Genomic DNA, 12,967 nt, shown 5'->3' with positions numbered 1-12,967 from the left:
TGTCCCCGTGAACAGGGGCCACCGCGAACCGTTGGGGCCGGGACGGCTGGTACTGAACGTATCGGGCCGCCCCGGCCCGCCGGCGTTGCGTTTCGAGACGACGGGTGAGGGCGGGATTCTGCTGCGGCAGGGAGACCGACCCCTGCTGCTGGGCCGGACGGCGGGCAGCTGCCGGGACCTGCATCTGCACCGCCTCGACGGGTACCGCTCCCCGGTGCCGCCACTGCGCTCGGCGGACCAGCGGTCGAAGGCCAACTGGGTGCATCGGTACGCCCGTTGGCTGGAGGACGCGGACGGCACTCCGTTGCTGGACGGACGCTGGGAGCTGGCCCTGCGGACCGAGTTCCCGCCGTATGTCTGGGCGGACGAGTTCATGAAGGACTGGCCCGGCGGGCGGCTGGAGCTGTACTGCGGTGGCGGCTGGAACGGCGTCCTCCCGCTCCGCCGGCTCTCGCCACCGGATGCCGGGCGCGTGAAGGCGTACCGCAGACACGCCCGCGAGGGCACGCTCGCGCCCGTCCTGCTGTGGTCGGTGACCTTCCTCGACGGCTGCGTGATCCTGGACGGCCACGACCGGGCGGTGGCCGCGCTGGCGGAGGGCCGGACACCGGAGTGCGTGCTGCTCAGCCAGGCGCCCGACGACAAGGAATGGCGGCGGGCGGCCGTGAAGATGGCCGAGGGCCACGAGCACCGTATGCGAAGCCTGTCCGACCGCCCCGCCGACCCGGGCACCGAACGCCAACGGGCCGCGATGGAACGGGGATACGCCGACGCGCTCGCCGAACTGCCCTACGGCCTGGTCCCCACGCGCCTGTGGCCCCTCCCCGGCGGAGCCAGGGCCTGGGACGACCTCGCCGCCCGCGCGATGCTTCAATTCCCCCGTGACTGACTACGACGTACTGCGCGTCTTCTGCGCGGCGAACGGCGGCTACGGCAATGAACTCGGCGTGGTTCGCGAGGGTTCCGTGCTGCCGGACCGGGAGGAGCGGCAGGCGTTCGCCGGCAAGCTCGGGTTCAGTGAGACCGTGTTCGTGGACGACCCGGAGCGCGGGGTCATCGACATCTACACGCCGACGCTGCGGCTGCCGTTCGCCGGTCACCCCTGTGTGGGGACGGCGTGGCTGCTGGACGTGCCCGAGCTCGTGACGCCCGCCGGAGTCGTGGGCGCCCGGCTCGACGGAGAGTTCAGCTGGATCGAGGCGCGCGCGGAGTGGGCACCGCCGCGGACGCTGCGGCAGTACGCGACGGCCGCCGAGGTCGACGACCTGGACGTGCCCCCGAAGGGGGAGTGGATCTACGCCTGGGCCTGGGAGGACGAGCCCGCCGGGCGGGTACGGGCGCGGGCGTTCCCCGGGCGTGACGACGGCATCGACGAGGACGAGGCGACGGGCGCGGCGGCGATCCTGCTGACGGACCGGCTGGGCCGCGCCCTGAACATCACCCAGGGCGCGGGCTCCCAGATCCTCACCGCCCCGCAGCCCTACGGCTGGGTCGAGATCGGCGGTCGGGTGGTGCTGGAGCGCGAGCCGGAGCGGTAAGGCCTTACCGAGGGACTCAGGCGCTCCGGGCGGCTCAGGCGCTGAGCGGGAACTCCTCGCCCAGCGCCCGGAACACCGCCGTGTTGAGGGCGAACGCCTTCTTGCACTCCGCCACGATCCGCTGCTTCTCCAGATCGTCCGCCCGGACCCCGTCCAGCAGCTCGCGGTAACCCCGCTTGAACGCGGCCGGGTTGGCGATCCCCTCGAAGACGTAGAAGCGCACGCCGTCGCCCTTGCGCGCGAAGCCCCAGGTCTTCTCCGCCTTGTCGCGGATGATCTGGCCGCCGGAGAGGTCGCCGAGGTAACGCGTGTAGTGATGGGCGATATAACCGGCGGGCCATTCCGCGGCGCACTCGCGCACCCGGTCCGCGTAGGCCCGCGTGGCAGGCAGCGCGGTGACTCCCGCCCGCCAGCCGGCGCCCCGCAGATGCTCCAGGTCCCGCTCCAGGGCTCCCAGCCGGTACAGCTCGGGCTGGATGAACGGCCCGGCCACCGGGTCGGAGGCCAGCCGCTCGGCCCCGCTCTCCAGCGCCTCGTACACGAACCACAACTGCTCGGTGTAGCGCGCGTACGCGTCCACGCCCAGCCTGCCGCCGAGCAGGTCGCTCATGAACGACGAGGTCTCGGCCTCCACGTGCTGCTCGTGGGACGCGGTGCGGATGACTGTCGAGAAGGAGTCCATGCAGTGCATCCTCTAAGGTAAGGCTTACCTAAGTCAATAGGTTTGCCGACGCCCTGTCGGTAAAAGCGTACAAGAAAAGACCCGCCCCCATCAGGGGACGGGTCCGCGGCCTACCCAGAGCTGCGGCCTGCCCAGAGCTACTAGGGCAGCGTCAGGATCTCCGCACCGCTCTCCGTCACCACCAGCGTGTGCTCGAACTGCGCGGTCCGCTTGCGGTCCTTGGTGACGACCGTCCAGCCGTCGTCCCACATGTCGTAGTCGTGCGTGCCCAGCGTCAGCATCGGCTCGATGGTGAAGGTCATGCCGGGCTGGATCAGCGTCGTCGCGTGCGGGCTGTCGTAGTGCGGGATGATCAGGCCGCTGTGGAACGACGAGTTGATGCCGTGCCCGGTGAAGTCGCGGACGACCCCGTAGCCGAAGCGCTTGGCGTACGACTCGATGACCCGGCCGATGATGTTGATCTGACGGCCCGGGCGGACCGCCTTGATCGCCCGGTTCAGGGACTCCCGGGTCCGCTCCACCAGCAGCCGGCTCTCCTCGTCGACGTCCCCGACCAGGTACGTCGCGTTGTTGTCGCCGTGCACCCCGCCGATGTACGCCGTCACGTCGAGGTTGACGATGTCGCCGTCGTTGAGGACCGTCGAGTCCGGAATGCCGTGGCAGATGACTTCATTGACGCTCGTGCACAGGGACTTCGGGAAGCCGCGGTAGCCGAGCGTGGAGGGGTAGGCGCCGTGGTCGCACATGTATTCGTGCGCCACCTTGTCCAGTTCGTCCGTCGTGACACCGGGGGCGATCAGCTTGGCCGCCTCCGCCATCGCCTGAGCGGCGATCCGCCCGGCGATCCGCATCGCCTCGATCGTCTCGGGCGTCTGCACCTCCGGACCGGTGTACGGCGTCGGCCCGGGCTTGCCGACGTACTCGGGACGGCGGATGTTGCCGGGGACGGAACGGGTGGGGGAGAGCTCCCCTGGAACGAGCAGCGACTGGCCAGACATGCCAGCGAGTCTAACGAGCCCCCGTGGGGGAACATGTCCCTGGCGAGAGGAGCTGGTCATGGCCCTGTTCAAGAAGCGCACGGTCGGCAAGCCGGGCGAGTGGTACTACTGCCTGGAACACAAGAAGGTCGAGGAGGGGCCGGAGTGCCCCGCCAAGGACCGCTTCGGCCCGTACGCCTCCCGTCAGGAGGCCGAGCACGCGATGGCGACCGCCCGCGAGCGCAACCTCCAGTGGGAGAACGACCCCAAGTGGCACGACGCCCCCGCGGGCGGGCCCGGCGACGAAGACTGAGCCGGTGGGCCGGAGAGGAGTGGCGACCGACCGGACCGGGCGGCGTCCACCGCGCCCGCGACCGGCGGCATCCCGCTCGCCCGGCCCCCGACAGCCGCATCCGGACACCCGCACACTCGTGACCGGTGCCGTCCGGGGCGCCGCCCTCACGGCCGACGGCGCCCAGCCACCGCGCTCGCGCCCCGCGGCGATCGCCCCCGACGGCCGACGACGGTGACCGCCGACGGCAACTGAGGCACCGCCCCGCCCCGTCTCGCCCTGCCTGGGCGCCCGCCCCGCCCGTCTCGCTCTGCCTCGTCTCGCTCTGCCTCGTCTCGCTCTGCCTCCGCAGGGGAGGCCACCGCCCCCCGTGCCGCCGCCCGCTGCTCCCGCACCCGCGCCGCGTGCTCGTCCGTGCGCGCGTCGTACGTCATCAGCTTCGGCAGACACAGTGCCAGCAGACCCACCGCGCCCGCGCACAGCAGTCCGCCCGACCACACCGACGTCCGCACGCCCCACCACGCGGCGAAACCACCCGACCTGACCTGGCCGAGCGTGGGGCCCACCGAGTACGACAGCAGCTCGATCCCGGCGAGCCGGCCCCGCAGCTCGTCCGGGATCGTCTGGTTCCACATGATCCCGCGGAAGATCCCGCTGACCATGTCGAAGCCGCCCGCGACGGTCAGGCACAGCAGCACCAGCCATACGTTCCCGGCGACGCCGGCCGCCGCGATCGCCACGCCCCACAGCGCCGCCGACAGCACCACCATCCGCCCGTGCCGATGGATCCGCGCGGTCCAGCCGCTCGTCGCGCTCACCAGCATCGCCCCGAGCGGCACCGTCGCGTACATCAGCCCCAGCGACCACTCGGCGTCCAGCTCGTCCGCGAGGAACGGCAGCAGGGCCAGCGGCATCGCCAGGAACATCGCGGCGAGGTCGATGGCGTACGTGCCGAGCAGCTCCTTGCGGCTCCACGCGTACCGGGCGCCCTCGGCGATGGCCTTCAGCGACGGCTTCGCGGCCTCGTGCGCGGCGGGGGAGGAGGCGATCGGGACGATCAGCGCGACCGAGATCACGAAGGTGAGCACGTCCGCGGCATAGGCCCAGCCGAGTCCCGCGTACGCCACCACGACACCCGCCACCGCCGGGCCCGCGACCCCGCCGACCGTCCAGCGGAAGGTGTTGAGGGAGGCCGCGGCCGGGAGGTGCTCATGGGCCACGATCCGCGGCCAGAGCGAGTCGAGGGCGGGTCGCTGGACCGACACCAGCGCGGAGGACAGGGCGGCGACGACGTACAGCGGCCACACGGCCGGGCTCGGCAGCAGCGCGTTGACCAGCAGTACGGCGCTCAGCAGGCCCTGCCCGGCCTCGGTCCAGATGATCAGCCCCCGCTTGTCCAGCGCGTCGGCGAGCGCGCCGCCGTACAGGCCGAAGACGATCAGTGGCACCAGTTCGACCGCGCCGATCGCTCCTACCGCCGCCGCGGAGTTCGTCAGCTCCTTGATCTGTACCGGGAGCGCGACGAAGGTCAGGAAGCTCCCGAAGTTCGAGATCAGTCCCGACACCCACAGTCGTCGGAAGTCGGCGGAGGCTCGCCATGGTGCGAGATCGGGCAGTACGGTCACGACGGGTCATGGTCCGGTGGACGGCTGGTGGGGGCAACCGAATTTCGACGCCCGGCGTGCTACCAGCGTGCCGGCGGCGGCGCCGTCAGTTGATCCGTCAGGCGGGACAATCTGTCCCGGAAGCGGCGCTGTGCCCTCGGGGTCGGCAGGGCGTTCTCGCCCGCCGCCGCGCTCACCAGGTGCTGGACGGTGTCCAGGTCCAGGTCCGTTCCCTCCGGGACGGCCAGGGACTCGTGGGCCATCGTGGTCAGGTCGCCCTCGTCGGGGCCGAGCGCCAGGACCGTCGCACCGGCCCGGCGGGCGTCGTGCACGCGTTCCAGGAGCGGGGCCTCCGGGTCCTTCGGCGATACGACGAGCAGCGTCTCTCCCCGCCGCGCCGCCGCCAACCGGCCGAGACCGACCGCCAGATGGGCCGGATCCGACGCCCGCGCCTCATGCCGTACGAGGGTGGGGGCCAGCTCCGGTGTGCCCGACCAGGCGGCCTCGTCCACCAGGTGGGCCGCCAGATGCCAGGGCTCGTACTCGGGCGTGCCGACCAGCAGCAGGCCCCCGCCGTGCGACACCACCGAGCCGCGCAGCACCCCGGCGAATCTCCGGGTCGCCCCCAACCACCCGGTCCCGGCGAGCACTTCGCGCAGCAGCGCGACACGTACGGCGTCCATGTGGCCGCATCCTGCCGCAATCGGCCACTCGTGACCCGGAGTTCACCACGAATTCGCCCGAACTGGGCATGGGGAGCGACTGACCACCGAAGAGGAGCGCGCCCCATGCCCGAGACCACCGTCCCCTTCCGCGCGGGCCGCGAGGGATACGCCAGCTTCCGCATCCCGGCGGTGGTGCGCACCGCCTCGGGCGCGCTCCTCGCCTTCTGTGAGGGGCGGGTCGACTCCGCCCGCGATCACGGGCACATCGACATCGCCCTCAAGCGCTCGACCGACGGCGGCCGCACCTGGGGTCCCCTCACGGTCGCCGCGAGCAATGGCACCGACCTCGCCGGCAACCCCGCCCCCGTCGTCCTCGACACCGGCCGCGTCCTCCTCGTCCACATCCGCTCCGCCGCCTCCGCCAGCGAGGACGCCATCCTGCGCGGCAAGGTCAGTGAGGCCGACGGGCGGCGGGTGTGGGTGCAGCACAGTGACGACGAGGGGGTGACGTGGTCGAGGCCGCGTGAGATCACCAAGTCCGTGAAGAGGAACGGCTGGCGCTGGTATGCCACCACTCCCGGGCATGCCCTCCAACTCGGCACCGGGCGGGTCGTCGTGCCCGCCAACCACACCCTCCCGCCCAGCGGTACCGACATCGGCAACGAGGCCAAGTACAACAGCGGCCACTGCCTCCTCAGCGACGACCGGGGCGAGACCTGGTCCCTCGGCTACGTCGACGAGAACACCGACGGGTACGTCAACGTCAACGAGACCACCGGCGCCGAACTCCCCGACGGGCGCGTCTACTTCAACACCCGCAACGACTCCCCGTCCCCTGGCAACCGCGCCGACGCCCACTCCAAGGACGGCGGAAGGACCCTCCACACCCCCTTCCGCCCCCAGGCGGGCCTCGACGGGCCCGTCTGCGAAGGCAGCCTGCTCCAGCTCCGCGACCCCGACGTACTCCTCTTCTCCGGCCCCGCCTTCCCCGGCGGCCGCGCCCTGATGACCGTCCGCGCCTCCACCGACGGCGGCACCACCTGGCGCGCCCGCTACACCACCGACGGGCTGCCCGCCGCCTACTCCGACCTGGTCCGTATCGACACCGGCACCGTCGGACTCCTCTACGAGACCGGCGACTTCGGCGCCTACGAGCGGATCGTCTTCCGGAGGGTGCCCGTGACGCGGCTCACCTGACCGGCCGGGGCGCGCGGGGCGCACGTAAAGTCGGCCCATGACCTCTACCGACAGTGCACAGAAGGCCCCCGCGAAGGACCCCTGGGACCTTCCCGACGTCTCCGGACTCGTCGTCGGCGTGCTCGGCGGCACCGGCCCGCAGGGCAAGGGCCTCGCCTACCGGCTGGCCAAGGCCGGCCAGAAGGTGATCATCGGCTCCCGCGCCGCCGACCGCGCCCAGGCCGCCGCCGACGAGCTCGGCCACGGCGTCGAGGGCGCCGACAACGCCGAGACCGCGCGCCGCAGCGACATCGTGATCGTCGCCGTACCGTGGGACGGCCACGGCAAGACGCTGGAGTCGCTGCGCGAGGAACTGGCCGGGAAGCTGGTCGTCGACTGCGTCAACCCGCTCGGCTTCGACAAGAAGGGCGCCTACGCCCTGAAGCCCGAGGAAGGCAGCGCTGCCGAGCAGGCCGCGGCCCTCCTCCCCGACTCCCGGGTCACCGCCGCCTTCCACCACCTGTCGGCCGTCCTCCTCCAGGACCCGGAGATCGACGAGATCGACACCGATGTGATGGTGCTGGGCGAGGAGCGGGCGGACGTCGAGATCGTCCAGGCCCTCGCCGGCCGCATCCCCGGCATGCGCGGTGTCTTCTCCGGCCGGCTGCGCAACGCCCACCAGGTCGAGTCCCTGGTCGCCAACCTGATCTCCGTGAACCGCCGCTACAAGGCCCATGCGGGCCTGCGCGTCACCGACGTCTGAGGGGATGGGGGACACTGGACGCCGTAACAGCGCAGTGTCCCCCCGATCCGAAAGCCGAGCGACCATGCCCCGCCTCGCCCTCTACGCCCTGATCGTCTGCCTCCTCGCCGTCGCCGCGGCGATCGTGTCCTTCGCCCAGGGCAGCTGGCTCGGCGTCGTGTGGGTGCTGCTCGCGGGGCTGTCGAGCAACATGTGCTGGTACTACTTCAAGCGCGGCGCGGCTCACCAGAACCGGTAGAGGCTCCAGCCGGACGAGGTGTCCCACTCGCTGACGCCGAGTCCCCGCAGGACCGCGTCGACCATGTCGAAGAACACCGCGTTGACCGACGGCACCCACAGCAGCGCGAACACGAACAGCAGACCGAACGGTGCGAACGGCTCGACCTGCCGCTTGACGTTGTACGACAGCCAGGGCTCGATGACGCCGTAGCCGTCCAGGCCCGGAACCGGCAGGAAGTTCAGGATCGCGGCCGTCACCTGCAACAGGGCGAGGAAGGCCAGCGCGGACCGGAAGTCCGCGGGCACGCCGTCCAGGGCGTCCAGCCAGAACGGGGCCGTGCAGACGATCGCGAACAGCACGTTCGTCAAGGGTCCCGCCGCCGAGATCAGGCTGTGCTTCCACCGGCCCCGGATCCGGCCGCGCTCGATGAAGACGGCGCCGCCGGGGAGACCGATCCCGCCCATGATCACGAAGAGGACGGGCAGGATGATGCTCAGCAGGGCGTGGGTGTAGGCGAGAGGGTTCAGGCTCAAGTACCCCTTCGAGCCCACCGTGATGTCACCGCTGTGCAGCGCCGTACGCGCGTGTGCGTACTCGTGCAGACACAGGGACACGATCCACGCCGCCGTCACGAACAGGAACACGGCCACGCCCGGCTGCTCGGCGAAGCCGGTCCAGGTGGCCCAGCCGGTCACCGCGGTGACGGCCAGGATGCCCACGAAGACGGGGCTGATCCGCCGGTCGCTGTTGCGGGCGGCTGTGGTGGTCATGGGGCTCCCCGACTCTCGTACACGCTGTGGGACTGCCCGACGGTACCGGGCGTACGACGAAAACGTCTCGCGGTGGGTCGTCGGTTCCATGGAAGGTGGGGTCATGGGACTTTGGCACGTGTTCTACGAGGACTGGCAGATGGAATGCTGCGGTACGCCGTTCTCGGTCGGGGACGAGGTCGGCTGGCCGCTGCTGCTGGTGACGGAAGGCGAGACGCTGGGCGGGGGCTGGCACGACCAGCTGACCAAGGTCGCGGGGCCGGTGGCGGACGGGGTGCTGCGGGACGAGAACGGGCTCGTGGTCGCCGTACAGGAACGGGCCGGGGAGTGGATGCGGCTCGTCGGGCTGCTGACCGTCGAGACGCACGGGGCGAAGCTGCCCGAGGCGCGCGGGCGGGTACGGTCCGTGCAGGTGCTGACGCAGGCGTACGCGCGGTCGGCGTCGGGGGCCGGGGCGTGGGAGCCGGTTCCGGGGGAGCGGTCGCTGAAGGCGGTGGGGACGTGTCCGAAGTGGTTCGGGGACAAGGAGGCGGGGGACCGCCGGCTCAGGGGCGCGGGCGCGGTGGTGACCCTCGACGTGCCGGGCACCGACTCCTGGCTCTCGTACGCCGTCCGCGAGGCGAGCGGTCTGCCGAAGGACGCCCCGCCCGGCGCGGAGACCGACGGCATCGACGCGGACTCGCTTGCGGCACTGCTGGAGACCTTCAGCACGGTGTCCGGCCCCGGCGGACGAACGGGGATGACCCGCCCACGTCCGTAACCCCGTGACCGGCCCCGAATCCACCAGAGACAATGGACCCCGTGCGCTATCGCATCCTCGGCACCACCCAGGTACTCCGTCCCGACGGCACCCCGCTGCCCCTCGGCGGGGCGCGGCTGCGTGCCCTGCTGACCGTGCTCGCGCTGCGGCCCGGCCGTACGGTCGCCGCGAGCCTGCTGGTCGACGAGGTGTGGGGCGACGAACCGCCGGCGGACGCGCCGGGCGCGTTGCAGGCGCTGGTGGGCCGGCTGCGGCGGGCCCTCGGCGCGGACGCGGTCGCCTCCGTGGACGGCGGCTACCGCCTCGTGGCCGCGCCCGACGAGATCGACCTGCACCGCTTCGGGCGGCTGACCGGTGAGGGCACGCGCGCGCTGGCCGACGGTGACCCGGCGAAGGCGGCGATCGTCCTCGACGACGCCCTCGCCCTGTGGCGCGGCCCCGCCCTCGCCGACCTGCCCGACCGCACCGCCGAGGCGGCCCGCTGGGAGACCCGGCACCTCGACGCCCTGCGCGCCCGCCACACCGCCGCGCTCGCCCTCGGCCACGGCGAACAGTCCCTCCCCGAACTGACCGCCCTCTGTGACACCCACCCCCTCGACGAACCCCTCCAGTCCCTCCGCCTCCGCGCCCTCCGCGACGCGGGCCGCACGGCGGAGGCACTGGCCGCCTACGAGGACGTACGCCAGGTCCTGGCCGACCAGCTGGGCACGGACCCGGGCCCGGAACTGCGCGCGCTGCACGGGGAGTTGCTGCGGCCGAGGGGGCGGGACTCGGGCATGCCGGGGGCTTGGGGACGCCCCGGGGCCGACGCGGCCGCGGAGGGGGATCGGCGAGAGACGGAAGCGCGGCCGACCGCCCGGCCCGGGAGCGCTGCCCCGTCCGCCGGCCACACCTCGACCGCGCCGGGGGCGGGTGCGCGGGCTGCCGCCCACCCCCTCGTCCCCGGCGGCCCACGCCCGCGCGGCCCCCTCGCCGAGCCCGTCGGCGGCGCCGGCGCACCCCCCGCCCCTCTGGGCAACCTCCGCGCCCGGCTCACCTCCTTCGTCGGGCGGGAGGGCGACATCGATGCCATCCGGGGGGATCTCGGGGTGGCGCGGCTGGTGACCTTGCTGGGGCCCGGTGGGGCGGGGAAGACGCGGTTGTCGCAGGAGGCGGCCGAGGCGGTGCGGGATGGCGTGCGGGACGGGGTGTGGCTGGCCGAGCTCGCTCCCGTCGAGGACCCGGAGGGGGTGCCGGACGCGGTGCTCACCGCCGTCGGTGCCCGGGAGACCGTGCTGTACGGGGCGGGCGCGGAGGCGATGCGGGCCGGGAACGAGCGGCACGCCGACCCCGTCGAGCGGCTCGCCGAGCACTGCGGGAACCGCCGGATGCTGCTGATCCTCGACAACTGCGAGCATGTCGTCGAGGCCGCCGCCCGGCTCGTCGCGGAGCTGCTGGCGCGCTGCCCGCGGCTCACGGTGCTGGCCACCAGCCGCGAACCCCTAGGCGTACCGGGGGAGTTGCTGCGGCCCGTCGACCCGCTGCCCGAGCCCGTCGCACTGCGGCTGTTCGCCGACCGAGGGGCCGCGGCCCGGCCCGGGTTCACGGTCGAGGACGACCCGGAGGCATGCGCCGAGGTCTGCCGGCGGCTCGACGGTCTGCCCCTCGCCATCGAGCTCGCGGCCGCCCGGCTACGGATGTTGACGCCGCGTCAGATCGCGGACCGGCTCGACGACCGGTTCCGGCTGCTCACCTCCGGCAGCCGTACCGTCCTGCCCCGCCAGCAGACCCTGCGGGCCGTCGTCGACTGGTCCTGGGAACTCCTCGACGAGGACGAACGGGACGTGCTGCGGCGGCTGTCGGTCTTCGCGGGCGGCTGCGAACTCGCCGCCGCCGAGGCCGTCTGCGGACCCCTCGCCCTGGAGGCGCTGGGCTCGCTCGTCGACAAGTCCCTTGTCGTCGCCGCCCCTTCGGACGGCGGCGGCATGCGCTACCGGCTCCTGGAGACCGTCGCCGAGTACGCGGGCGAACGCCTCGACGAGACCGGGCTGCGCAAGGACGCCGAGCGCGCGCATCTGACGTACTACCGCGAACTCGCCCGCACCACCGACCCGTTGCTGCGCGGCCCGCACCAGCGCACCGCGATCGAACTGCTGGAGCGCGAGTACGAGAACCTGCGCACCGCCCTGCGGCACGCCGTCGCCGAGCGCGACGAGCAGGAGGCGCTCTCCCTGGGGCTGTCGCTGGCCTGGTACTGGCAGATCCGCGACGTCCGCATCGAGGCCCGCAACTGGTACTCCGAGATCATGGCCCTCGGCCCCGACCCGTTCACCGAACCGGTGCGCCGCGCGGCCCCGGTCCACCGGCGCAGCACCGACACACCGCCCCCGCTGACCGGCGAGGCGCTCGTCGAGGCCCGGCGCGGCATCCATCTCGCCCATCTGGCCTGCATGGACACCGAGTTGGAGGCCTGGGAGAGCCCGGAGGCCAAGGCCAAGCTGCACACCATCACCCAGGTCTACGAACCCGGCCTGCCGCAGGTCTGCCGTCCCCCGGGCATGCTCTGGTTCTACGCCGTGATGCTGAGCGGCGGCGTGGAGCGGCTGGCCGGGATCCTCGACGCCGCCGTCGACACCTGCCGCAGGACACCCGGCATGGAGTGGGAGCTCGCCGGCACCCTCCAGATCCGCGCCAACATCCTCGCCAACCGGGCCGACTGGGCGGGCGACGCGGCCCGCGACGCCGACGAGGCGCTGGAGCTCTTCCAGACCCTCGGGGACGCCTGGGGCACCGCGGAGGCGCTCTCCGCGCGCGGCGAGGCCCGGGAACGCTCGGGCGCCTATCTGGACGCCGCCGCCGACTACGAGGCGGCGATGGAACAGGCCGACCGGCTCGGCGCCCGCGCCCAGAACGCCGTGCTCAAGGCCCGGCTCGGCAGCGCGCTCATGGAGGCGGGCCAGGGCGAGCGGGCCGAACGGCTCCTGCGCGAGGTGATCGACCGGCGGGACGGCTCCGTCAACGAGGCCACGCCCGCCGCCCGGATGTTCCTCGCCGGACATCTCGCCCTGACCGGCCGCATCCCGGAGGCGCGCGAGCAACTGCGGCTGCTGCGCGAGGAGTTCAGGATCGCCCACTTCATCGTCTTCGACGCCTTCATCCTCGGCTCGGAGGCCTGGCTGGAGGCGATGGACGGCTGCTACGAGGCCTGTCTTGACAAGGTCCGGCAGGCCCTCGCCAAGGCCGACGACCCGCTGTCCGAGGCCATCGCCCCGTTCATGCGGCCCCTGTACCTGGCCATCGCGGCGACCGCGCTGGCCGCGGCCGACGGCGGGGCCCGGGCCCGGGACGCCGCCCGGATCCTGGGCGCCGCGCGCGCCGCGCTGCCGCCCGGCCATGTGGCGACGTCCATCGAACGCGAGGCGTTCGGCGGCGCCGAGCGGCACGCGCGCGCCGCACTCGGCGACGAGGCGTACGAGGCCGCGCACACGGAGGGCGGCGCCCTCTCCCCCGGGGAGGCCGCCGCCCTGGTCTGATGTCCGCC

The 12,967-nt window shown here is 72.8% G+C and carries 13 protein-coding genes; 8 read left to right on the top strand and 5 right to left on the bottom strand.

Annotated elements, in window-relative coordinates:
• Window positions 1-7 precede the first annotated feature (7 nt).
• Both ABZ928_RS48085 and ABZ928_RS48080 read left to right on the top strand, forming a co-directional pair.
• Window positions 8-889 carry a hypothetical protein gene (locus tag ABZ928_RS48085; RefSeq protein WP_361534779.1) on the top strand — a complete coding sequence of 294 codons (882 nt, stop codon included), beginning with the start codon at window positions 8-10 and terminating at the stop codon, window positions 887-889.
• A complete protein-coding gene (locus ABZ928_RS48080) occupies window positions 882-1,538 on the top strand; it encodes a PhzF family phenazine biosynthesis protein (protein WP_361534776.1) in 657 nt (218 codons plus the stop codon). The genes ABZ928_RS48085 and ABZ928_RS48080 overlap by 8 nt, the downstream gene beginning before the upstream one ends.
• A 34-nt stretch (window positions 1,539-1,572) precedes the next feature.
• Here ABZ928_RS48080 and ABZ928_RS48075 read toward each other — a convergent pair whose 3' ends face one another.
• Both ABZ928_RS48075 and map read right to left on the bottom strand, forming a co-directional pair.
• Window positions 1,573-2,220 carry a biliverdin-producing heme oxygenase gene (locus ABZ928_RS48075; RefSeq protein ID WP_361534773.1) on the bottom strand — a complete coding sequence of 216 codons (648 nt, stop codon included), beginning with the start codon at window positions 2,218-2,220 and terminating at the stop codon, window positions 1,573-1,575.
• Window positions 2,221-2,360: 140 nt separating this feature from the next.
• Entirely contained in the window at window positions 2,361-3,218 is an 858-nt protein-coding gene (map, locus tag ABZ928_RS48070; protein ID WP_361534770.1) for a type I methionyl aminopeptidase, read from the bottom strand.
• 58 nt (window positions 3,219-3,276) lie between these two features.
• On the opposite strand from map, the gene ABZ928_RS48065 reads away from it, so the two are divergent.
• Window positions 3,277-3,510: a hypothetical protein gene (locus tag ABZ928_RS48065; protein WP_361534767.1), complete on the top strand. Its 234-nt coding sequence runs from the start codon at window positions 3,277-3,279 to the stop codon at window positions 3,508-3,510.
• Between the two features lie 146 nt (window positions 3,511-3,656).
• Here ABZ928_RS48065 and ABZ928_RS48060 read toward each other — a convergent pair whose 3' ends face one another.
• Entirely contained in the window at window positions 3,657-5,114 is a 1,458-nt protein-coding gene (locus ABZ928_RS48060; RefSeq protein WP_361534764.1) for an MFS transporter, read from the bottom strand.
• Between the two features lie 59 nt (window positions 5,115-5,173).
• On the bottom strand, window positions 5,174-5,776 hold the full coding sequence (locus ABZ928_RS48055; protein ID WP_361534761.1) for a hypothetical protein: 603 nt from the start codon (window positions 5,774-5,776) through the stop codon (window positions 5,174-5,176).
• A gap of 105 nt (window positions 5,777-5,881) precedes the next feature.
• On the opposite strand from ABZ928_RS48055, the gene ABZ928_RS48050 reads away from it, so the two are divergent.
• From ABZ928_RS48050 to ABZ928_RS48040, 3 genes are read left to right on the top strand one after another with little or no spacing between them, the layout of a single operon-like run.
• On the top strand, window positions 5,882-6,955 hold the full coding sequence (locus ABZ928_RS48050) for a sialidase family protein (RefSeq protein ID WP_361534758.1): 1,074 nt from the start codon (window positions 5,882-5,884) through the stop codon (window positions 6,953-6,955).
• Between the two features lie 37 nt (window positions 6,956-6,992).
• Window positions 6,993-7,697: an NADPH-dependent F420 reductase gene (npdG, locus tag ABZ928_RS48045; RefSeq protein ID WP_361534755.1), complete on the top strand. Its 705-nt coding sequence runs from the start codon at window positions 6,993-6,995 to the stop codon at window positions 7,695-7,697.
• A 4-nt stretch (window positions 7,698-7,701) separates the two neighbouring features.
• Window positions 7,702-7,935, top strand: a complete 234-nt coding sequence (locus ABZ928_RS48040; protein WP_361534752.1) for a hypothetical protein — start codon at window positions 7,702-7,704, stop codon at window positions 7,933-7,935.
• Here ABZ928_RS48040 and ABZ928_RS48035 read toward each other — a convergent pair.
• Complete coding sequence (locus tag ABZ928_RS48035; protein ID WP_361534749.1) at window positions 7,920-8,687, bottom strand: site-2 protease family protein; 768 nt, start codon at window positions 8,685-8,687, stop codon at window positions 7,920-7,922. The two genes, ABZ928_RS48040 and ABZ928_RS48035, sit on opposite strands and share 16 nt — an antisense overlap.
• A 103-nt stretch (window positions 8,688-8,790) precedes the next feature.
• Between ABZ928_RS48035 and ABZ928_RS48030 the strand changes: the two genes are divergently transcribed.
• Complete coding sequence (locus ABZ928_RS48030) at window positions 8,791-9,447, top strand: DUF6578 domain-containing protein (protein WP_361534746.1); 657 nt, start codon at window positions 8,791-8,793, stop codon at window positions 9,445-9,447.
• 32 nt (window positions 9,448-9,479) lie between these two features.
• Complete coding sequence (locus ABZ928_RS48025) at window positions 9,480-12,959, top strand: BTAD domain-containing putative transcriptional regulator (protein WP_361534743.1); 3,480 nt, start codon at window positions 9,480-9,482, stop codon at window positions 12,957-12,959.
• Window positions 12,960-12,967 lie beyond the last annotated feature (8 nt).

The sequence above is a fragment of the Streptomyces sp. NPDC046909 genome, from assembly GCF_040644695.1.
Taxonomy (GTDB): Bacteria; Actinomycetota; Actinomycetes; order Streptomycetales; family Streptomycetaceae; genus Streptomyces.
The sequence above is the reverse complement of the archived record's forward strand: the minus strand, read 5'-3'. Positions and strand labels throughout refer to the sequence as shown.